Annotated in this window: 17 protein-coding genes; 7 read left to right on the forward strand and 10 right to left on the reverse strand. The window is 71.8% G+C overall.

Annotated elements, in window-relative coordinates; translation table 11 throughout:
* The first annotated feature begins 459 nt into the window (after positions 1–459).
* Positions 460–1,401 (forward strand): hypothetical protein, encoded by a 942-nt coding sequence (locus tag ACIRSS_RS06855; RefSeq protein ID WP_400891475.1) that lies wholly within the window; start codon positions 460–462, stop codon positions 1,399–1,401.
* Between the two features lie 9 nt (positions 1,402–1,410).
* Here ACIRSS_RS06855 and ACIRSS_RS06860 read toward each other — a convergent pair whose 3' ends face one another.
* Together ACIRSS_RS06860 and ACIRSS_RS06865 are read right to left on the reverse strand one after the other, a co-directional pair.
* Positions 1,411–2,208 (reverse strand): enoyl-CoA hydratase-related protein, encoded by a 798-nt coding sequence (locus tag ACIRSS_RS06860; protein WP_400891476.1) that lies wholly within the window; start codon positions 2,206–2,208, stop codon positions 1,411–1,413.
* A gap of 60 nt (positions 2,209–2,268) precedes the next feature.
* Complete coding sequence (locus ACIRSS_RS06865; RefSeq protein WP_400891478.1) at positions 2,269–3,486, reverse strand: amidohydrolase family protein; 1,218 nt, start codon at positions 3,484–3,486, stop codon at positions 2,269–2,271.
* 90 nt (positions 3,487–3,576) lie between these two features.
* Here ACIRSS_RS06865 and ACIRSS_RS06870 point away from each other — a divergent pair, with 90 nt between their 5' ends.
* Entirely contained in the window at positions 3,577–4,017 is a 441-nt protein-coding gene (locus ACIRSS_RS06870) for a MarR family winged helix-turn-helix transcriptional regulator (protein WP_400891480.1), read from the forward strand.
* Positions 4,018–4,115: 98 nt separating this feature from the next.
* The gene (locus ACIRSS_RS06875) at positions 4,116–7,184 is read left to right on the forward strand and encodes a glycoside hydrolase family 2 TIM barrel-domain containing protein (RefSeq protein ID WP_400891482.1); all 3,069 of its coding nucleotides are present in this window, start codon (positions 4,116–4,118) and stop codon (positions 7,182–7,184) included.
* On the opposite strand, the gene ACIRSS_RS06880 is transcribed toward ACIRSS_RS06875, so the two are convergent.
* Positions 7,164–7,967 carry a hypothetical protein gene (locus ACIRSS_RS06880; RefSeq protein ID WP_400891484.1) on the reverse strand — a complete coding sequence of 268 codons (804 nt, stop codon included), beginning with the start codon at positions 7,965–7,967 and terminating at the stop codon, positions 7,164–7,166. The genes ACIRSS_RS06875 and ACIRSS_RS06880 overlap by 21 nt on opposite strands.
* A gap of 285 nt (positions 7,968–8,252) precedes the next feature.
* Between ACIRSS_RS06880 and ACIRSS_RS06885 the strand changes: the two genes are divergently transcribed.
* From ACIRSS_RS06885 to ACIRSS_RS06900, 4 genes are read left to right on the forward strand one after another with little or no spacing between them, the layout of a single operon-like run.
* Positions 8,253–9,905 (forward strand): AMP-binding protein, encoded by a 1,653-nt coding sequence (locus tag ACIRSS_RS06885; protein ID WP_400891487.1) that lies wholly within the window; start codon positions 8,253–8,255, stop codon positions 9,903–9,905.
* Positions 9,906–9,909: 4 nt separating this feature from the next.
* Positions 9,910–10,878: a phosphotriesterase gene (locus ACIRSS_RS06890; protein WP_400891489.1), complete on the forward strand. Its 969-nt coding sequence runs from the start codon at positions 9,910–9,912 to the stop codon at positions 10,876–10,878.
* A 44-nt stretch (positions 10,879–10,922) separates the two neighbouring features.
* Entirely contained in the window at positions 10,923–11,546 is a 624-nt protein-coding gene (locus tag ACIRSS_RS06895; protein WP_400891492.1) for a TetR/AcrR family transcriptional regulator, read from the forward strand.
* Positions 11,543–13,966: a hypothetical protein gene (locus ACIRSS_RS06900; protein WP_400891495.1), complete on the forward strand. Its 2,424-nt coding sequence runs from the start codon at positions 11,543–11,545 to the stop codon at positions 13,964–13,966. The genes ACIRSS_RS06895 and ACIRSS_RS06900 overlap by 4 nt, the downstream gene beginning before the upstream one ends.
* Here ACIRSS_RS06900 and ACIRSS_RS06905 read toward each other — a convergent pair.
* The 7 genes from ACIRSS_RS06905 to fabG form a co-directional block, all read right to left on the reverse strand.
* The gene (locus ACIRSS_RS06905) at positions 13,963–14,835 is read right to left on the reverse strand and encodes an alpha/beta fold hydrolase (protein ID WP_400891498.1); all 873 of its coding nucleotides are present in this window, start codon (positions 14,833–14,835) and stop codon (positions 13,963–13,965) included. The genes ACIRSS_RS06900 and ACIRSS_RS06905 overlap by 4 nt on opposite strands.
* 479 nt (positions 14,836–15,314) lie before the next feature.
* On the reverse strand, positions 15,315–16,418 hold the full coding sequence (locus tag ACIRSS_RS06910) for an acyl-CoA dehydrogenase family protein (protein WP_400891500.1): 1,104 nt from the start codon (positions 16,416–16,418) through the stop codon (positions 15,315–15,317).
* Complete coding sequence (locus tag ACIRSS_RS06915) at positions 16,415–17,599, reverse strand: acyl-CoA dehydrogenase family protein (RefSeq protein WP_400891503.1); 1,185 nt, start codon at positions 17,597–17,599, stop codon at positions 16,415–16,417. The genes ACIRSS_RS06910 and ACIRSS_RS06915 overlap by 4 nt, the downstream gene beginning before the upstream one ends.
* Entirely contained in the window at positions 17,596–18,819 is a 1,224-nt protein-coding gene (locus tag ACIRSS_RS06920) for an acyl-CoA dehydrogenase family protein (protein WP_400891506.1), read from the reverse strand. Before ACIRSS_RS06920 ends, ACIRSS_RS06915 begins: the two co-directional genes overlap by 4 nt.
* Positions 18,820–19,836: a phosphotransferase family protein gene (locus tag ACIRSS_RS06925; protein ID WP_400891508.1), complete on the reverse strand. Its 1,017-nt coding sequence runs from the start codon at positions 19,834–19,836 to the stop codon at positions 18,820–18,822.
* Between the two features lie 110 nt (positions 19,837–19,946).
* Positions 19,947–20,399, reverse strand: a complete 453-nt coding sequence (locus ACIRSS_RS06930) for a MaoC family dehydratase (RefSeq protein WP_155542941.1) — start codon at positions 20,397–20,399, stop codon at positions 19,947–19,949.
* 5 nt (positions 20,400–20,404) lie between these two features.
* Positions 20,405–21,166 carry a 3-oxoacyl-ACP reductase FabG gene (gene fabG / locus ACIRSS_RS06935; RefSeq protein ID WP_400891511.1) on the reverse strand — a complete coding sequence of 254 codons (762 nt, stop codon included), beginning with the start codon at positions 21,164–21,166 and terminating at the stop codon, positions 20,405–20,407.
* Positions 21,167–21,225 lie beyond the last annotated feature (59 nt).

Genomic DNA, 21,225 nt, shown 5'->3' on the forward strand with positions numbered 1-21,225 from the left:
GGGCCCCGGGGTTCCCCGGGGGGCTCGGGCGGGGCGGGTGGGGGCCCGCCCCCCCACCACCCCCCCACCACGGCGTCGATCACCGCGGTCTTCGCCGCGATCGGCAACCGATGCCGAGCGCGATGCCGCAGAGCGCGGTCGCCACCGAGGCGGCAGCGCCCGATGCGGCGAGCTCACCCACGATGATCGTGGTGAAACCGCCCACGAGGCAGAGCAACCCGCGAAGGTTGCGGGAGTGCTCCCGGGAACCGACGACCCATCGGACGAGCCGGATCAGTTCCAGGTCCCGGGTCGGCACCGGGTTGCGATGAGGCTTTCTCGATGTCTTCATGCACCCAGAAAGCCCTGGTCGGGAGCTGTTTCACAGGCGATCGAACGAAACCGGATCGAGGGAGAACAGCGGCGAACGCACTCGAACGGGAAGTAACGCACGGTGCGGCCGGAACGACCGAGTCGGTTGTGGAAGCAGCCGCGTCTCCTCGTCTGTTCGACGACCTCGCCCCGGACGAGGCGACGTCCGTCGGCGAGTTCGCCGACCTGCTGCAGCAGGTCAAGGCCTGGTCGGGCAAGACGTTCGAGTACATCAGCCGCTGGGCCGCGGACCACCACAGCACGCTGGCCAAGTCGACGCTGTCCGACCTGTTCAAGGGACGACGCCTACCGCGGGACGGCCAGCTGGTCGCGGTCCTGCTGGCCTGCGGTGTCCCACCGGATGCGCTCGAACCGTGGAAGCGGGCTCGGGCGCGGTTGGAAGCTCCGCCCCGCGAGCACGATCTGGTCGTGGTCCGGACCGAGTTCGACGACTTCTCCCGCGACCTGCGTGACCGGCTCGCCGAGGCCCGCCAGGAAGTGGCCGACCTGCGGCAGCGGGAGCAAGAGCTGGCGGCGCGCCTGGCCCGGGAGGAGATCAAATGCCGGCAGCTGGAAGCCGATCTCGAACGCATGCGGGCGCTTCGCGCGCCGGTCGCCGGCGGATCCGTGCCGGGCGACGACCGACGGGAACGTGAACTGCGGGTCCTGCACGAGCGCGAGCGCGAACACATCGAGAACATGCGGGCCGAGCTCGTCTCGATCAACCAGGCAAGGCAACGCGCCGAGGCGCAGGTGGAACTGGTCGCGGCCGAGTCGGCGGACTCGCAGCAGGCGAGCCGGGTCGTCGACCTGCTGGAACTGCACTTCGAGCGCGCGGAGTACGAACGACGGCGGCGTGAAGAGCTGGCAGGCCGGCTCGAGGACGCCCAGCAGCGCATCGTCGACCTGCAGCGAATCCTCGCGATGTACCAAGGACCCGCGCAGGCGGAACCGGAGCAGCCACCGCCATCGCCGCCGGAGTACCGCTGCGACCTGCCGCACGTCCGCTCCGGCCGCTGGTGGCACCGCCTGTTCGCGCGCTCGCCCTGAAGCCCTTCTTCAGCCGGCCGGGTGGGGTGGGAACTTCGGTTCCCGCCGCTCGTTCCAGCTGGCCAGCCCCTCGGCCAGCTCCGGCCGCCCGAACGACTCGATCATCAACGCCGTCGCCTCCCGCGCCGCCTCCTCCAGGGGCAGCAAAGCCTCCCGGGTGAACTGCGCCTTCATCACCGCCATCGACCGCGGTGCGCTGTACGTCGCCAGCTCCGTCGCGTACGCGTGGGCGCGCAGCGGCAGCTCCTCCGCCGGGACCACCTCCTGGACCAAGCCGTAGTCCTTGGCCTGCTCCGCGGTGAACGTGCGTCCGGACAACAGCAGGTCCCGCGCCCGGCCCTCGCCGACCAGTGACGGCAGCAGCTTCGCGATCCCGTACTCCGCGATCAGCCCGCGCCGGGCGAACGCCGTCGTGAACTTCGCGCCCGCCGCGGCGAAGCGGACGTCCGCCGAGCAGGCGATCACGAAGCCCAGGCCCGCGCAGCCGCCGTTGATCGCCGCCACCACCGGGACGCCCACCGATGACGCCGCCAGGACGTCGCGGAAGTTCTCGTGGCCGCCGCCGGAGGCCGGGGGTGCCGCCGCGATGTCGTCCAGCAGGCCCAGGTCGGCGCCGGGGCAGAACGCCTTCCCCGCCCCGGTGACGACCACCGCGCGCACGTCCGGGTCCGCGTCGGCCTGCCTGAGGAGGGCGCCGTAGCGGGCCTGCATGGGGACGTCCATCGCGTTGCTGCGGTCGGGTTTGTCGAACGTCAGCGTGGCGACGGCGCTGTCCGCCGCGTACCGGACACCATCCACAGTGGACAAGGCGGCCTCCTCGGGGTCGGAGACCAGACTAAGCGGTCGCTTGGCTCCTGGCCAGGTGCGTCACGATTCGCCGAGCCGGGTGCCCCGCCGCCAGACCGCGCGGATGTTCAGCGTGTCGTCGATGTCGGCCGTCGGGTCGCCGTCGACGAGCACGAGGTCCGCGCGGAGCCCTTCGGCGATCCGGCCGCGGTCGCCGAGGCCGAAGCGGCGCGCCGTCGTCGCCGTGGCGGCGCGCAGCGCCTTCTCGGGCGTCAGCCCCGCGGCCACGAGGTACCGCAGCTCCCGGTGCAGGCTGGCTCCGTGCGCCAGGCCGCCGAAGAACGTCTCCGCCATGGAGGCGTCCGTGCCGGCCAGGATGTCGACGCCCGCGGCGTCCAGCGCCCGGACGGTCTCCAGCACGTCCTCGAGCTTGCCCTGCGGGTAGCGGTCGTAGCTGGCCCGCAGGGTTTCCTCCCACTTGCCGTCGAGGTGGCGGGCGACCCGCGGGTCGTCGGCGAGGTCGCTGCCGGTGATGCCCATCATCGACGCGTCGAGGCAGACGCACGGCACGACGAACATCCCCGCCGCGGCGACGAGGTCCACGATCTCCTCGGTGTGCGGCCGGTCCATGAACACGTGGACGACCCCGTCGACGCCGGCTTCGGCGGCCATCCGGGTCGCGTCGAGGGTCAGCGTGTGGGCCACGGTGAGGGCGCCGTACTTCTTGGCCTCGGCGACGCCCGCGTCGAGGGTGGCCTGGTCGAGCATCGGCAGCCCGGGATGCCCCTCGACGCTGCCGTCGTCGATCATGAACTTGATGTAGTCGGAGCCCCGCGCGAGCAGCCGCGGGACGAACGCGGCGGCCTCTTCCGGCGTGGTGGAGAACGGCATCAGCGGCATCACCGGCGGCAGGTCGCCGCCCGGCCGGAACCCTTCCGGCATCAGCTCGCTGGGGTGCCCGCCCGGCGGCGTGATGGCGAAGCCGGACGACCGGATGTCGGCCACCGTGTCGTCCTCGGCGACGCGTTCCCGGTTCTCCCGGGTGTTCATGCCCTGCATCTCCAGCTCGGTGGTGACGCCGAACCGCAGGGCCAGCGCCCGGGAGCCGGGCGCGGAGTGGACGTGCGCGTCGATCAGCCCGGGCAGCAGGGTGGCGCCCCGGCCGTCGACGACCTCGGCGCCGGCGGGGACGTCGCCGCCGATCCGGCGGATCTTCGGGCCGTCGAGGACGACGGTCCGCTCCCCGAGGGCCTTCTCCCCGTCGAAGACCCGGGCTCCGGTGATGGCGGTGGTGGCCATGGTGGCCTCGCTTTCTCGTTCGCAGTTACATACCCAATGCTATGCAGTTAACGACTGGCATGCAAATGCGGGGGGTACTACGATCGAGGAGTGGACAGCGCTGAGGACTCCTTGCTCGACCGGATCGGGCCGGCGCTGTCGCGGCTGCGCCGGCGCACCCCCGCTTCGGGCCGGGATCTGTCCCGCAACCTGGTGCTGAACGTGATCGCCGACGCTCCGGGCGAGCTGACCGTCGGCGGGCTCGCCGCCGAGATGGGCGTCGCGCAGCCGGTGGCCAGCCGCACGGTCGCGGCCTGCATCGCCGACGGCCTGGTCCGGCGGGCGGCGTCCCAGGCCGACGGCCGCCGGACCGTGCTGGAGCTCACCGAACGCGGCGAAGCGGAGCGAAACCGGTTCGCGGCCGAGCAGCGCCGGGCGTTCGAGGCCATCACCGCCGGCTGGTCGCCGGAGGACCGCGCCCAGTTCGCCCGGCTCCTCGTCCGCTACAGCGCCGACGCTGGCGCCTGGTCCCGGAGCCAGAACGGCCGCTGACGGCTTCGCGGTTCGAAAGTGTCGAACCCTTTGTCCGTCCGGAAACCCTTGTGCAATAGTGCTTTCCGCCGCGTCCGCCGCCGGAAGGGACTTCGTCGATGCCGACCACCCCCAGCAGGCGCCTCGTCCTCGGCGGCCTCGGCGCCGCCGTCGTCACCTCCGCCCTCGCGCCCGCCGCCCGCGCCGCGGAAGCCCTTTCCCGGCCGGACCTCGACCTCACCGGCCGGGCCACCGACCTGGGCACCGGCTGGCGGTTCGCCCTCGCCAACCCCGACGGCGTCACCGACCCCGACGGCCGCTTCGCCGACGCCGCGGACCCCGCCTACGACGACTCGACGTGGCAGCTCGTCGACGTCCCGCACGACTGGAGCATCGAACTCCCGCCCACCGCCCAGGGCACCGACAGCGGCTCCGGCTTCTTCCGCGGCGGCCTCGGCTGGTACCGCCGGACCTTCACGCTGCCGCCGTCGCTCGCCGGGAAGCGCGTGTCCGTCGAGTTCGACGGCGTCTACTCCGACGCCCACGTCTTCGTCAACGGCGAACTGCTCGGCAACCACCCGTACGCCTACACCGGCTTCGCCTTCGACCTCACCGGCCGCCTGCACACCGACGGCCGGACGCCGAACGTCCTGGCCGTCCGCGCGGTGAACCCGCTGCCCAGCAGCCGCTGGTACTCCGGCAGCGGCATCCACCGCCGCGTCCGGCTGGTGGTCACCGAACCGGTGCACGTCGCCAGGCACGGCACCTTCGTCACGACGCCGGACATCGCCGCCGGGCGCGGGACCGTCAAGGTGGCCACCGACGTCGTCAACGACACCGCCGGGGCGCTGGCCGCCCAGGTGCGCACCACCGTCACCGACCCCGCGGGCCGGGTCGTGGCGACGGGCGCGGCGACCGTGCCGGTGGCCGCCGGCAAGACCGCCACGGCGGTCACCACCCAGACCGTCGCCGCCCCGCGGCTCTGGTCGGTCGGCGAGCCGCGGCTGTACCGCGTGCGCACGGACGTCGTCGTCGCCGGGCGCGTGCTCGACACGACCACCGCGGACTTCGGCTTCCGGTACACCGAGTTCCACCCGGACCGCGGGTTCTCGCTCAACGGCGAGCCGATGAAGCTGCGCGGGGTCAACCTGCACGCGACGCAGGGGCCGCTCGGCGCGGTGATCGACCCGGCGGCGCTGGAACGCCAGATGCGGCTGATGCTCGCGATGGGCGCCAACGCGCTGCGGACCGCCCACAACCCGCCCGCGCCCGAGCTGGTGACCGTCTGCGAACGGCTCGGCATCCTCATGATGGTCGAGGCGTTCGACTGCTGGCGGACCGGCAAGGTCGAGTTCGACTACCACCGCGACTTCGACGCGTGGAGCGGGCGCGACATCGCGGAAATGGTGCACGCGGCCAAGAACTCGCCCGCCGTCGTGCTGTGGTCGATCGGAAACGAGGTACCGGACGCGTCCATGGCGGGCGGCCCGGCCATCGCGGCGGAGCTCATCAAGGCGGTCCGCGGGATCGACCCCACCCGGCCCGTCGTCATGGGCTCCGACCGCTACCGCGGCGTGCCCGCGCCCGGCTCGCCGCAGGACCTGATCCTACGCCAGCTCGACGGCCTGGGCGTCAACTACAACACCGCCCAGTCGATCGACGGGCTGCACGCGCAGTACCCGGACAAGTTCTTCTTCGAGTCCGAGTCGTCGTCGGAAACCTCGACGCGCGGGGTCTACCAGGACCCGGACCTGCTCAACACCGGCGAAAACCACACGCCGGGCAAGCGGGCGACGTCGTCGTACGACAACAACCTGGCCTCGTGGACGTTCAGCGGCGAGTACTCCCTCAAGAAGGACCGCGACCGCCGGTTCTGCCAGGGCCAGTTCCTCTGGGCCGGGCAGGACTACCTGGGCGAGCCGACGCCGTACGACGTCTTCCCGGTCAAGACGTCGTTCTTCGGCGCGATCGACAGCGCGGGCCTGCCCAAGGACACCTTCCACCTCTTCCGCAGCCAGTGGACGACCGCGCCGATGGTGCACCTGACGCCGATGGACTGGTCGACCCACCGGCCGGGCGAACCGGTCGCGGTGTGGGTCTACTCCACTGTGGACACCGTCGAGCTGGTCCTCAACGGACGGTCGCTCGGCGTCAGGCGGTTCGACCTCAAGACCACTGTGGACGGACGTCCGTACCTGGAGACGTCGGAACCCGCCGGTGACGACAAGAACGACCCCTCCGGCAGCTACACCAGCCCGAACGGTGGCACCGGCAAGCTGCACCTGACCTGGACCGTGCCGTTCGAACCGGGCACGCTCACCGCGATCGCCACGTCCGGCGGCCGCGAGGTGGCGCGCGACCGGCTCGTCACGGCGGGGCCGCCGCACGCCGTCACGCTGGCCGCCGAGCCGCGCGGCGACGGCGCGATGGCGTTCGTGACCGCGTCCGTCGTGGACTCCCGCGGGGTCGTGGTGCCCGGCGTGGAACCGGTGCTGCGGTTCGCCGTCCGCGGGCCGGGGCGGGTCGCCGGTGTCGACAACGGGCGCCAGGAGCTCGCCCAGGGCTACCAGCAGCCGACGATCCCGGCTTTCCGTGGCCAGGCGGTCGCCGTCATCGCCGCGACCGGCGGCCGGGGCCCGATCACCGTGACGGCGAGCGCGCCCGGCCTGGCCCCGGGACAGGCCACGTTGCCGGGGACGAACCTCGGGCAGCGCAACGGTCCCGGCGCCCGGGCCGTGGACCGGCCGGTGGTTCCGGCTTTCGTCGCGGCGGACGCGAGTTATTCGGGCGCGCCGGACACGCTGCCGGCGGCGATGCTCGACGGCGACCCCACGACGGGCTGGTCGAACTTCTACGTCAAGCAGGCCACGGCGACACTGCCCGCGGTGAGCCGGCCGCGTGCGCGGGACTGGGTGTCGCTCGCCTTCCCCGCGGCGCGGCGGATCGGCGCGGTGACGGCGAACTTCGTCGTGGACGGGAAGCACGCGGTGCCGTCGGCGATCGAGGTCACCCACCGCACCGCGCGCGGCTGGGAGCCGGTGCGGCACCCGAAGGTGACGTGGGGGAGCGGCTCGAACGACCCGACGACGCTCGAGTTCGATCCCGTCACGACGACCGAAGTGCGGATCACCATGACCGCGAAGGGTTTCCTGCGGATCAGCGCCCTGTCAGCGGCTGCACGCGGCTAGCGCGTCGAGACCCTGCGGTTTGGCCGCGGTGCGGCCGATGGCGGTCGCGATGCGGTTGATCGTCGCGACGCGCTTGTCCTCGAGCGGGCCGAGGATGGCGTTCTGGACGAAGTTCGGCCCTCCCTGGCCGGCGGTGCTGACGAGGCGGTTGTTGGCCTCGGCGATCTGCGTGTTCAGCAGGTCGAGGTTGCGCTGGACTTCGGCCTGGGCCGACGCCGGGATGGCGGGCAGCTGCGACGCGACATCGGGGCAGGTGATCTGCCCGGCCGCGGTGCCCGTGCCCTTCGCCGGTGCTGTCGACGCCGGGCCCGCGCCGGTGCCCGCCCCGGTCCCCGTGTTCGCCTGCCCGCCCTGCGAGCACGCGGCGAGGCTGTCGAGGCCCTGCGGCTTCTGGCCCTGGCGGCCGATCGCGATGGCGATCCGGTCGATCGTCGACACGCGTTTGTCCTTCAACGGCCCGAGGATCGCGTTCTGCACGAAGTTCGGGCCGCCCTGGCCGGCGGTGCTGACGAGGCGGTTGTTGGCTTCGGTGAGCTGCGTGTTCAGCAGGTCGAGGTTGCGCTGGACTTCGGCCTGGGCCGACGCCGGGATGGCGGGGAGCCGGGAGGCGACGTCGGGGCAGGTGATCCGACCGCCCGAAGCCACGCCGGCCGCGTTGGCCGCGCCGGGGTCGCCGACGGTCGTCGCGATCACGAGAGCGCCGGCCGCGATCGCGAGGCCGAGGGCCGCCGTCGCGATCTTCGTCCGCCGCGAGAGGCGGTGCCGTCCACCGGTAGCAGGCATGAATCACTCCAAGTTAGCGTGAACAGAGAGGGTCCACACGGGCAGCGCGCGGTTGTTCCGAATGGCGCGGCCGAGTGGCCGCGGAGGTCATCGTGGCGGCTCCACCAGGGATTTGTCCAGGGCGAAACGGTAAATCGAGAGATGCTGAACCATTCCGAACCGGCGTCCGTATAAAGCGGTGAAAGGCGGCTTGTGCGATTCCCGCGAAGCCGGGTCTTGACGCGGACCGCCCCGGCCTCCTAGCGTCGGCATACCGACCGGTCGGTGTCCAAGGGAGGTCACTGGATGAGCTGGTACGACGCGAAGCCCTGGCTCGCGAGCTACGACGAACGGGTGCGGGACGCGGAACCGGCCCGGCCGACGACGCTGCCGGAGTCGTTCCGCCGCGCCGTGGACGCCGGTCCGGAACGGGCGGCGATCGCGTACTTCGACGCGCGGCTGAGCTACCGCGAGGTCGACGAGCTCTCCGACGGCTTCGCGCGCTACCTCACGCAGAACGGCTTCGAGCGCGGCGACCGGCTCGCCCTGGTGCTGCAGAACATCCCGCAGTTCGTGATCGCGCTGCTCGGCGCGTGGAAGGCCGGCGGCATCGTCGTGCCGGTCAACCCGATGTACCGCGAGCGCGAGCTCACCCACGTCTTCACCGACGCCGGCGTCAAGGCGGTCGTCTGCTCGCAGCGCGGCTGGAACGCCTACATCGGCAAGACGGCCGCGGACAACGGCGTCGGCATCGCCCTCACCACCAGCGAGCTCGAGTTCCAGACCCGCGACGACGAGCGCGTCCTCGCCAAGATCGAGAAAGAGGAGACCCCGGGCGCGACCGAGCTCCTCGAAGCCGCGGCGACGCCGGGTCCGAAGCCGCCGGAACCCGCGTTCGCGCTCGACGACACCGCGCTGATCAGCTACACCTCCGGCACCAGCGGCACGCCGAAGGGCGCCACCAACACCCACGGCAACATCGGCATCAACGCCGCCGTCCTCGGGTCGTTCAGCGGCCTGCCCGCGGGCTCGACGCTGTTCGGGCTCGCGCCGCTGTTCCACATCACCGGCATGGTCTGCGAAGTCGGCTCCGCGATCGACATCGGCGGCACGCTCGCCCTCGCCTACCGCTTCGAACCGGGCGTGGTGCTCGACGCCTTCCTCGAGCACCGGCCGTCGTACACGGTCGGGCCGTCGACGGCCTACATGGCCCTGATGGCGCACCCGTCCTTCAGCCGTGAGCACTTCGATTCGTTCGCCCTGCTCTACTCCGGCGGCGCCGCGCTGCCGCCCGCCGTCGTCGAGGCGTTCCGCGCGAAGACCGGGCACTACATCCACAACGGCTACGGCCTCACCGAGACCACCGCGGGCTGCGTCGTCGTCCCCGGCACGCTCGAAGCGCCGATCGACCCCGAGTCGGGCACGATCTCGATCGGCCTGCCGGTGCCGGACACGATCGTCCGCATCCTCGGCGAGAACGGCGAAGAGCTGCCGTTCGGGCAGGCGGGCGAGATCGCGGTCGAAGGCCCGATGGTCGTCTCCGGCTACTGGAACCGCCCCGACGCGACCGCCGAAGCGCTGCCCGGCGGCCGGTTGCTCACCGGCGACATCGGCTTCATGGACGAACGCGGCTGGGTCTACGTCGTCGACCGCAAGAAGGACATGATCAACGCGTCCGGCTTCAAGGTGTGGCCGCGCGAGGTCGAAGACGTCCTGTACACGCACCCGGCGGTCCGCGAAGCCGCGGTCGTCGGGGTCGCCGACGAATACCGCGGCGAGACGGTCAAGGCGTACGTCAGCCCGGCGCCGGGCGCGACCGCCGACCCCGCGGAACTGGTCGCCTGGTGCAAGGAACGGCTCGCCGCCTACAAGTACCCGCGCACCATCGTGGTGCTCGACGAGCTGCCCAAGACCACCAGCGGCAAGATCCTGCGCCGCGAGCTCCGGGCCCGGGGGTGACGAGGTGGTCGAGACCGTTCGCGGCGCGATCGCGCCGGAAGCGCTGGGCCGCGTCCTCATGCACGAGCACCTCTTCGTGCTGAGCCCCGAGTTCGTCGCCAACTACCCGGAGCACGAAGGGTTTCGCGAGGACGAGCACGTCCCCGAGGCGATCCGGCGGCTCAAGGAGCTGAAGGACGCGGGGATCGACACGATCGTCGACCCCACCGTCATCGGCCTGGGCCGCTACATCCCGCGCGTGCAGCGGGTCGCCGCCGAGGTCGAGGTCAACATCGTCGTCGCGACCGGGCTGTACACCTACAACGACGTGCCGCACTACCTGCACTACCGCGGGCCCGGCACGATGCTGCAGGGCGAGGACCCGCTCGTCGGGATGTTCGTCGGGGACATCCGCGAGGGCATCGCCGGCACCGGCGTCAAGGCGGGACTGCTCAAGTGCGCCACCGACGAACCCGGCGTGACGCCCGGCGTCGAGCGCGTGCTGCGGGCGGTCGCGAAGGCCCACGTCGAGACGGGCGCGCCGATCATGACCCACACGCACGCCGGCACCCGGCGGGGCCTGGAGCAGCAGGCGATCTTCGAAGACGAGGGCGTCGACCTGGGCAAGGTGCTGGTCGGGCACTCCGGCGACTCGACCGACCTCGGGTACCTGACCGAGCTGGCCGACCGCGGCTCGCTGCTCGGCATGGACCGCTTCGGCCTCGACCTGCTGCTGCCGTTCGAGGAGCGCGTGAACACCGTCGCGGCGCTGTGCGAACGCGGCTACGCGGGCAGCATGGTGCTTTCGCACGACGCGTCCTGCTACATCGACTGGCTGCCGGCCGACCAGCTCCCCGTGCTGACGCCGAACTGGCACTACCTGCACATCACGCGGGACGTGCTGCCCGCGCTGCGGGAGCGCGGGGTGTCCGAAACGGACATCACGACCATGCTCGTGGACAACCCGCGGCGGTTCCTGTCCTGGCAGGGCTGAGCCGTTATCCTGGTGCGTCCTGACTCGGAGAGGGGGTACTTGCGGTGACCCGAGCAAGCACCCGTAAGCCGGGCGAGGCCTCCGGCGACGACCAGGCCGCCGTGCCGCGGCGGCTGCTGGAGCACGCCACGAAGCTGTTCGCCAAGAAGGGCTTCGACCGCACGTCCGTCCAGGAGATCGTCGAAGCCGCGGGCGTCACCAAGGGCGCGATGTACCACTACTTCGGCTCGAAGGACGACCTGCTCTACGAGATCTACGCGCGCGTCCTGCGCGAGCAGACCCGGCAGCTGGAGAGCGTCGCCTCGTCGGACGCCCCGCTGCGCGAGCGGCTCGGCGCCGCCGCGTCCGACGTCGTGGTGTCCAGCATCGACAACCTCGACGACAACACGATCTTCCTGCAGTCGATGCACCAGCTGTCCCCGGACAAGCAGAAGGCGGTCCGCGCCGAGCGCCGCAAGTACCACGAGCGCTTCCGCGGCCTGATCGAGGAAGGCCAGGCGTCGGGCGAGTTCCGCACGGACAAGCCGGCCGACGTGGTCGTCGACTTCTTCTTCGGCTCGGTCCACCACCTGGGCTCGTGGTACCGCCGCGGCGGCACGCTGTCGGCGCGCCAGGTCGGGGACCACTACGCGGACCTGCTGCTGGACGCTCTGCGGCCACCCGGGTGACGTTGCCCGTCCTCGACAAGCTGACCGGCGCGGAACGAGAGCTGCTCGACGCGGCCCGCAACGGTCTCGCGTACGTGACCGACGCCCCGCTGCGGGCCGCGGTGCTGCGCGAGCTGCTGCTGGGCCTGCGCGGTCCGGTGGACCCGCGCGGGGTGCGCGTCGAGGGCGCCCGGATCGCCGGGACGCTGAACCTGGACCACGTCGAGGCACCGGTGGGGCTGGCGCTGGCCGGCTGCGTGGTCGTGAACCCGATCAGCGCGCGGCACGCGAAGCTGCCCTGGCTCGACCTGTCCGGCGGCCGGATCGCCGGGTTCGACGGCACCGGCCTCCGGATCGGCCACGACCTCGACCTCACCGGCGTCCGCGCGACCGGCTCCGGCGAGTACGGCGCGATCTGCCTGCGCGACGCCCGGATCACCGGGCGGACGCTCCTCTCCGACGCGGAGGTCACCAACGAGGACGGCCCCGCCGTCTACCTGGACGGCCTCGAAAGCGGCTCACTCCGGGGCGTCGACCTGCGGGCGACCGGCGCGGGACCGCTGGGCGCCGTCCGCGCGATCGGCGCGCACATCACCCGGGACGTAGATTTCGACGGCGCCGAGCTGACCAACGGCTCCGGGCCCGCGCTGGTGGCCGGCGGCCTCGTCGTCGACGACGAACTGCGCCTGGCGGAGACGAAGCTGACCGGGGCCGGCCCGGACGGCGTGGCCGTCCTGCACGGTGCCCGGATCGGCGGCGAGGTGGCGCTGGACGAAGCCGTGCTCACCAACGAGAGCGGACCCGGCCTGGAGGCCGATCGCCTCCGGGCGGGCGACCTCCGCTGCACCGGGGTCACCGTGACCGCCGCCGGGGGAGACGCCGCGGTCTCCCTGCTCGGGGCGCGGATCGGCGGCCAGGTCGACTTCGGTGGCGCGGTGCTCGCCACCACCGAGGGCCGGGGGCTGAGCGCCGACGGCATGCGGGTCGAGGACAGCTTCTCCGCCGAAGGCCTGAAAGCCCGGGCCTCGGGCGAGTACGGGGCGCTCTGCCTGCTCGGCGCGCACGTGGGCGGGAACTGCTACTTCGAAGGCATGGAGCTGGCCAACGACTCCGGGGCCGCGTTGAGCGGCGACCGGCTGCGGGTCGGCGGCAACGTCCACTTCTCCGGGCTGACCGCGACCGGAGCCGGGGAGCCGGGCACGATCCGCCTGCTCACCGCCCGGATCGACGGCGACCTCTACCTCGAAGGAGCCCGGCTGGCCAACGACGCCGGACCCGCGCTGCACGCCGATCGGCTGGAGATCGGCGGCAGCGTCGACCTGGCCGGGGCGCACGTCACCGGCGCCGGCGAAGAAGGGGCGCTCCGGCTGCGGGACGCCGGGATCGCCGGCCAGCTGCGGCTGCCGGGCGCGGAACTGGCCAACGCGTCCGGACCCGCCCTGGGCGCCGATGACCTCCGCGTCGGGCCGTACCTGGACCTCGCCGGCGTCAAGGTGACCTGCTCGTCGGAGTTCGGCGCGCTGAGCCTGCGGTCGGCCCGGATCGGCGGCTCGGCTGTCCTCGCCGACGCCGAGGTCGTCAACGACGCGGGACCGGTGCTGGTCGCCGACCGGTGCGAGATCCGCGACAGCCTGTCGCTGACCGGCTTGCGCGGGACCGGCGCGGGCGCGGACCCGGCGATCCACCTGCTCGGCGCCCACATCGGCGGTCAGCTGGCGTTCTCCGGCGCGACGCTGGACACGCGCGACGAAGAGGGAACGCTCGTCAGCCTCGAAGGCGCCGTCGTCGACGGGACGGTCTTCCCGCCCGACGGGTTGGACGGTCTCGTCGAGCTCGACGGGTTCCGGTTCGGCTCGCTCGGCGACGTCACCTGGCGCGAGTGGCTGACTCTGATCCGGTCGCACACCGCCGCGTACCGGCCCGGGCCGTACCAGCAGCTGGCCGCGTCCGAACGCGCTGCCGGGCACGACGGGAACGCGCGGCGGATCCTCATCGCCCAGCAGCGGGACCTGCACCGGCGGGCGCCGAAGGCCGTCGGCGGCTGGCCGGCCCGCCGGTTCCACTGGCTGTGGGGTGCGCTGGCCGGGTACGGCTACCGCGCGCGCCGGACGGCGGCGGCGTTGCTGCTGGCCGTGGTCGCGGCCGGGGGACTGGGGCTCTGGGCCGGGCACGTCGGCGACGGTGGTCACCGCGCGGCCGAGCGGACGGCGGACCTGAACGCCGCGACCGGCACCCTGTGCACGACGGTGGAACTGATCGGCGTCGGCCTCGACCGCGGGTTGCCGCTGTCGCCGGGGGTGCGCGGGCGGTGCGACCTCAACACCGGGATCGCCGCCGGGCAGTGGTTCACAGTGGCGATCTGGCTGGTCCAGGCCGCGATCTGGGCGCTGGCCACGCTGGCGCTCGTCGGCTACACGGGCCTGGTCCGCAAGACCGGCTAGTGGCGCCGGAGGTGGTCCAGCAGGAGGGCGATGACCTCGTCGGGGGCCTCCATCGCCATCCACTGGCTCGCGCCCTCGATGATCTGGAAGCGGTACTCCGCGTCGATGTGGTGGACCGTCAGCTCCGCGGCGCTCTGGCCGAGGTACGGGTCCTCGCTGCCCCAGAGGTATAGCGTCGGCACGGTGATGCGGCCCGCCGGGACGTCGAAAACGTCGTTCGTGGCGCCGCGGTACCAATTCAGCGTCGCGGTCAGCGCGCCCGGTTCGGAAAGGCGCGCGACCGTGCGTTCGACGATTTCGACCGGAATCCGGCGATTGTAGACAGCGCGTAATTGCGCGGCTTCGTCGCGTAAGAGGAATTTCTCGGCTTTGCCGACACCGCGGCGGAAGAAGCGGATGTAGCCGAGGTCGTGGAACTGCCCGTCATCGGTGGCGGCGGCGCGCTGCAGGGCCGAGGGGTGCGGCGTGGAGAGGACGGTCAGCGACCGCAGCCGGCCGGGGTGCGCGGTGGCGAGGGCCCAGGCGACCATGCCGCCCCAGTCGCGCGCGACCAGGTGGAACCGGTCGGCGCCCTGGCTGTCGGCGAAGGCGAGGGCGTCGTCGACCAGGTGCTCGATCGAGTAGTGCTCGACACCCTCGGGCCGGGCGTCCCGGGCGTACCCGCGCTGGTCGACGGCGAGGGCGCGGTACCCGGCCTCGCCGAGGGCGTGCAGCTGCTCGGTCCAGGACTCGGCGAATTCGGGCCAGCCGTGCAGCAGCAGCACGAGTTCACCGGACGCGGGCCCGGCGGCGAGCGCGCTGTGCCGATGCCCGCCGACGACGACGGTCGCTTCCTCCAGCGCTTCCGTCGGTGCGACGGCGAATTCCATGGCGCCCAGGCTAGATCCCGGCGGGTGGGGAGAACCATGGGAACGGGGGCAGTTTTGCCACCCTTTTGCCCTGCAAGTGGCGCGGCTCACAGAATTTTCGCTCAGATGAGCGAAAATTCGGAAGAAAAATGAACGGGATTCACGAAAGGGGAGTTGCCGCCGCGCGGGGCCACCGGCGCGGGTGGCCCGCGCGGGCGGGTGAGGAGTGCGTTAGGCGGGCATAGCTTTCCCCTAGTGGCCCTCCGGCACCCCGAAGCTGTCATTGTGACTACGGCCGGCAACACCGGGTCAAGGCGGGAAAGATGCCTTGACCCGGCGCTGCCGGCCGTGTTCTGGCTTCGGATCGGGGTGCGGGGGAGTCTGGGTTCTCGTCAGTGCCCGTTCTCGTGCCGGCTCGCCTGGGAAGCCCGTGGGGCGGGGCGAGCAGGGGTGCGGCCAGGACCACCCCGCCTCGCCCCACCTGCTCGGCCGGCAAATCCTCAAGCAGGCAAATCAACCAACTCGGCCAACCGAGCCCGGTGCTTCCCCGGCGTCCCCAGCGCCAGCTCGTCCGCCTTCGCCCGCTTCAAGTACAAATGCGCCGGGTGCTCCCACGTCATCCCGATGCCGCCGTGGAGCTGGATCGCCTCCTCCGTCGCCTTCACCGCGATCGGCGACACCCGCGCCTGCGCGACCGCCACCGCGATCGGCACGTCCGTCCCCGTCGCCAGCGAGTCCGCCGCGTAGCGCGCCGCCGCCCGGGCCAGCACCAGGTCCGTGTACAGGTTCGCCAGCCGGTGCTTCAGCGACTGGAACCCGCCCACCGGCCGGCCGAACTGGTAGCGCCCCTTCAGGTACGACACCGTCTCCGTCAGCGCCCACTCGGCGACGCCCGTCTGCTCCGACGCCAGGATCCCGGCCCCGAACAGCAACGCCTCCTCCAGCGCCGAAGCCGCCTCCGGGCCCGATGCCACCAGCGTCGCCGGCGCGTCCGAAAGCTCCACGTCGGCCACGCGCCGGGTCAGGTCGAACGACACCAGCTCCGTCACCGTCGCGTCGGCCGCCGAGACGACGTACAGCGCGGGACCGTCCGGGCCCGCCGCCGGGACGACCAGCAGGTCCGCGACCGACGCGTCGGCCACCGTGCCGACCCGGCCGCTGAGCCGGCCGTCGGAAGCGGTCACCGACGACGGGAAACCCGCGCCCGGCGCCGTCGACAGCGGCACGGCCAGCGCGCCGATCGCCGAACCCGAAGCCAGCTGCCGGACGTACTCGCCGGCCGAAGCGCGGACCAGCGCCGTCGTCGCCAGCACCACGCTGCCCAGGAACGGCACCGGCGCGACGCTGCGGCCCAGCTCCTCGGCCACCACGGCCACCTCACGCGCCGACGCGCCGTGCCCGCCCAGCTCCTCGGGCACCGCGAGCCCGGCCACCCCGACCTCTTCGGCCAGCGTGCGCCACAGCTTCAGGTCGTACCCCTCGGCCGTCTCCACGCGCGCCAGCAGCGCCTCCGGCGAAGCCTTGTCCTTCAGCAGGTCCCGGACCGAGGCCCGCAGATCCTCTTCGACGTCCGAGTACAGCAGATCAGGCTGTGTTTGACTCATCGGGGGAGGTCCTTCCAGGCGACGTCCTTGTCGACGCGCGGCTCCGAGGGCAGCCCCAGCACGCGCTCGGCGATGATGTTGCGCAGGACCTCCGAGGTGCCGCCCTCGATGGAGTTCCCCTTCGCGCGCAGGTAGCGGTAGCCGGCTTCGCGGCCGGTGAAGTCGACGATCGCCGGGCGCCGGAACGTCCAGTCGTCGTACGCCAGGCCCTCCTCGCCGAGCAGCTCGACCTCCAGGCCGGTCAGCGCCTGGTTCAGCTCGGAGAACGCGACCTTCATGGCCGAACCTTCCGGCCCGGGCGCGCCCGCCGTCAGCTGCTGGCGCAGCCGGGTACCGGCCAGCCGCAGCGTCTCCGCCTCGACCCAGCGGTGCACCAGGCGGTCACGCAGCTCCGGCGTGCGCAGCTCGGGCCGCTCGCGCCAGGTCTTCGCGACGATCCCGATCAGCCCGCCCTCACGCGGCTGGACGTGCCCGCCGATCGCGACGCGCTCGTTCATCAACGTCGTCTGCGCGACCTTCCAGCCCTCGCCGACCGCGCCGAGGCGCTGGCTGTCGGGGATCCGGACGTCGGTCAGGAAGACCTCGTTGAACTCGGCCTCGCCGGTGATCTGGCGCAGCGGCCGGACCTCGACGCCGGGCGCGGTCATGTCGCACAGGAAGTACGTCATGCCCTGGTGCTTCGGGACGTCCGGGTCGGTGCGCGTCACCAGGATCGCCCACTGCGACTCGTGCGCGCCCGACGTCCAGACCTTCTGGCCGGTGACGATCCAGTCGTCGCCGTCGCGGACGGCGCGGGTACCCAGCGCGGCGAGGTCGGAGCCGGCGCCCGGCTCGCTGAACAGCTGGCACCACACCTCCTCGCCGGTCCACAGTGGACGCAGGTAGCGCTCGCGCTGCTCCGGCGTGCCGAAGGCGAGGATGGTCGGCGCGGCCATGCCGAGGCCGATGCCGATCCGGCGCGGGTTGTTGTCCGGCGCGCCCGCCTCGGTGAACACACTGTCCACAGCGGACTGCAGCGCGCGCGGCGCGTTCTGGCCGCCGAGGCCGGCGGGGAAGTGGACCCAGGCGAGGCCGGCGTCGAACCGAGCCCGGAGGAACTCCATCCGGTCGGTCGACGCGGGGTCGTGCGCGGCCAGGAACTCCGTCGCCTGACGGGTCAGGTCTTCGGCGGTGACAGTCACTTCGCGCCCTCCGAGAGGTACTTCTTCAGCTCACGCCGGGCGAGTGAGCGCTTGTGGACCTCGTCCGGCCCGTCGGCCAGCCGCAGCGTCCGGTTCCCGGCCCACATCGCGGCCAGTGGGAAGTCCTGGCTGACGCCGCCCGCGCCGTGCACCTGGACGGCCTTGTCGAGGATCCACTCGACCGCGGCGGGGGTCGAGATCTTGATCGCCTGGATCTCGGTGTGCGCGCCCTGGTTGCCGACGGTGTCCATCAGCCACGCGGTCTTGAGCACCAGCAGCCGCTGCTGCTCGATCTTGACGCGCGACTCGGCGATCCAGTCCTGCACGACGCCCTGCTGCGCGATCGGCTTGCCGAACGCCTCGCGGGAGATCGCGCGCTTGCACATCAGCTCGAGCGCGCGCTCGGCCATCCCGATGGCGCGCATGCAGTGGTGGATGCGGCCCGGCCCGAGGCGGGCCTGCGCGATGGCGAACCCGTCACCCTCGCCGGCGATGAGGTTCTCGACCGGCACGCGGACGTCTTCGAACAGCACTTCGGCGTGGCCGCCGTGGTCGCTGTCGTCGTAGCCGAAGACGTGCATGCCGCGCTTGACCGTCAGGCCCGGGGTGTCGCGGGGGACCAGGATCATGCTCTGCTGCTTGTGCGGCGCGGCCTCCGGGTCCGTCTTGCCCATGACGATGAAGATCTGGCACGCGGGGTTCATCGCGCCGGAGATGTACCACTTGCGGCCGTTGATGACGTACTCGTCGCCGTCGCGCCGGATCGCGGTCTCGATGTTGCGGGCGTCGGAGGAGGCGACGTCCGGCTCGGTCATCGCGAACGCGGAGCGGATCTCGCCGTTCAGCAACGGTTCCAGCCACTGCTTCTGCTGCTGCTCGTTGCCGAACATGGCCAGCACTTCCATGTTCCCGGTGTCCGGCGCGGCGCAGTTGAGCGCGGTCGGGGCGAGCCGGATGCTGCGGCCGGTGATCTCGGCCAGCGGCGCGTACTGCAGGTTCGTCAGGCCCGCGCCGTGCTCGCCGGGGAGGAAGAAGTTCCACAGGCCGCGCTTGCGCGCTTCGGCCTTCAGCTCCTCCATGACCGGCGGGATGGCCCACGGGTCGTCGCGTTCGGCGAGCTGCTGCTCGAACACCGGCTCGGCGGGGTGGATGTGCGAGTCCATGAACTCGAGGAGCTTCCCGCGCAGCTCCTCGGTCTTCTCGTCGAACGCGAAGTCCATCTACTTCTCCTCTTTGAGAATCTCGTTGCCGTGCGAGATGAGCAGCGGGACACCGGCCCCGACGCCTTCGAAGCCCGCGCCGACCGTCTTGCCCTGCGTGTAGCGGTAGTGGATGCCTTCCAGGATCACGGCCAGCTTGAAGAACGCGAAGCTGACGTACCAGTTCAGCTGCGAGACGTCCCGCCCCGAACGTTCGGCGTAGCGCCGCACGACCTCGTCGGTGCTCGGGTACCCGGGCGCGGAGCTGGCGTTGGAGACGAACTGCAGCGACACCTTGTCGCGCTCGGCGTAGGCCACCAGCAGCGCGAGGTCGGTCAGCGGGTCGCCGAGCGTCGACATCTCCCAGTCGAGCACGGCGGAGATCTTGTCGTCGCCGTCGACGAGGACGTTGTCGAGGCGGTAGTCGCCGTGGATGATCGACGGCTTCCCGGACACCGGCACCGCCGCGGCGAGCCGGTCGTGCAGCTCCTCGATGCCGTCGAGGTCGCGGCTGCGGGACGCGTCGAGCTGCTTCTTCCACCGCCGCAGCTGCCGCTCGAGGAAGCCCTCCGGCCGGCCGAAGTCGCCGAGCCCGACCGCCGCCGGGTCGACGGCGTGCAGGTCGACGAGCGTGTCGACCAGGGCGTCGGCGATGGCCCGGGTGCGTGCTTCCCCGAGTTCCGCGAGCTCGTCGGCGGTCCGGTAGGGGGTGCCCTCGACGAAGCTCATGACGTAGAACTGCGCCCCGACGACGTCGGCGTCCTCGCAGAGCAGGAGCGCTTCGGGCACCGGGACGGCGGTGTCGCGCAGGCCGGAGATCACCCGGAACTCGCGGGTCATGTCGTGCGCGGTGGGCAGCACGTGCCCGAGCGGCGGGCGGCGCACCACCCAGCGTGAGCGGCCGTCGCCCACCACGTAGGTGAGGTTCGACCGGCCGCCCTCCACGACGTCCGCGGTCAGCGCCCCGGCGACCAGGCCGGGCCGGTGCGCGTCCAGGTGGGCGCGCAGGCGGTCCAGGTCGAGTCCTGGCGGGTTCATCCGGCCTCCTCAAGCTTCGCTGGGGCGAGCATACCGACTAGTCGGTATGACGTACAGAGTGCGCCGGGAAGCGTCACTTTCCCCACGAAAGTGACGCTTCCCGGATGGCATCACGCCAGGAAACGCGTCACCCACTCGGCGACGCAAGCGGGCTTCGCCTCGCCGTCGATCTCGACGGTCCACTTCGACACCGCCTGCTTGCCGCCCGGGATGTCGGTGACCTCCACCAGCTCGGCCCCGGCGCGCACCTTCGAGCCGACCTTCACCGGCTGCGGGAAGCGGACCTTGTTGAGGCCGTAGTTGATGCCCATCTTGATGCCGTTGACCTTGTAGATCTTCGGGCCGAACGCCGAGAGCAGCGACAGCGTCAGGAAGCCGTGGGCGATGGTGCCGCCGAACGGGCCCGCGGTCGCCATCGGCTCGTCGACGTGGATCCACTGGTGGTCGTCGGTGGCGTCGGCGAACAGGTTCACCCGGTCCTGGGTGACCTTCAGCCACTCGCTGTACCCGAGGTGCTCGCCGACCGCGGCGGCGAAGGCGTCCAGGTTCTCGAACTCGCGCATCGGCCTCAGTCCTTCGGTCCGCCGGCGGCGTAGATGACCTGGCCGGAGATGAACCCGGCGCCCTCGCTGACCAGGAAGGAGGCCAGGTGGGCGATGTCGTCGGGCGTGCCGACGCGCTGCACCGGGATCTGCGACGCGGCGGCGGCCTTGAACTCCTCGAAGCCCATGCCGATCCGCTCGGCCGTCGCGGCGGTCATGTCGGTGGCGATGAACCCCGGCGCGATCGCGTTCGCGGTGACGTTGAACTTGCCCAGCTCGATGGCGAGGGTCTTGGTGAAGCCCTGCATGCCGGCCTTCGCGGCGGAGTAGTTGACCTGGCCGCGGTTGCCCAGCGCCGAGGTGCTGGAGAGGTTGACGATCCGGCCGTACTTCTCCTGCGTCATGTACTTCTGCACCGCGCGGGTCATCAGGAACGAGCCCTTGAGGTGCACGCCGAGGACGGAGTCCCAGTCCTGCTCGGTCATCGTGAAGATCAGGTTGTCGCGGGTGATGCCGGCGTTGTTGATCAGCACGACCGGCGGGCCCAGCTCATCGGCGACCCGGGTGACGGCGGCCTCGACCTGCTCGGCGTCACTGACGTCGAGGGCAACGCCGACGGCCTTGCCCCCCTTGGCGACGATGGCCTCGGCGCCCTGCTTGACGCCGGCCTCGTCCAGGTCGAGCAGCCCGACGGCAAAACCGTCTTCGGCCAGCCGGGCGGCCACGGCGGCACCGATGCCGCGGCCGGCACCGGTGACCACGGTGACACGGGAAGGGGAATCGGTCACGGGGACCTCCTCGTCGTTGAGAAACGGGCTCGTGCCCGCGAGCCTACTAAGCAGTCGGT

This window comes from Amycolatopsis sp. NPDC101161 (assembly GCF_044768185.1).
Lineage (GTDB): Bacteria > Actinomycetota > Actinomycetes > Mycobacteriales > Pseudonocardiaceae > Amycolatopsis.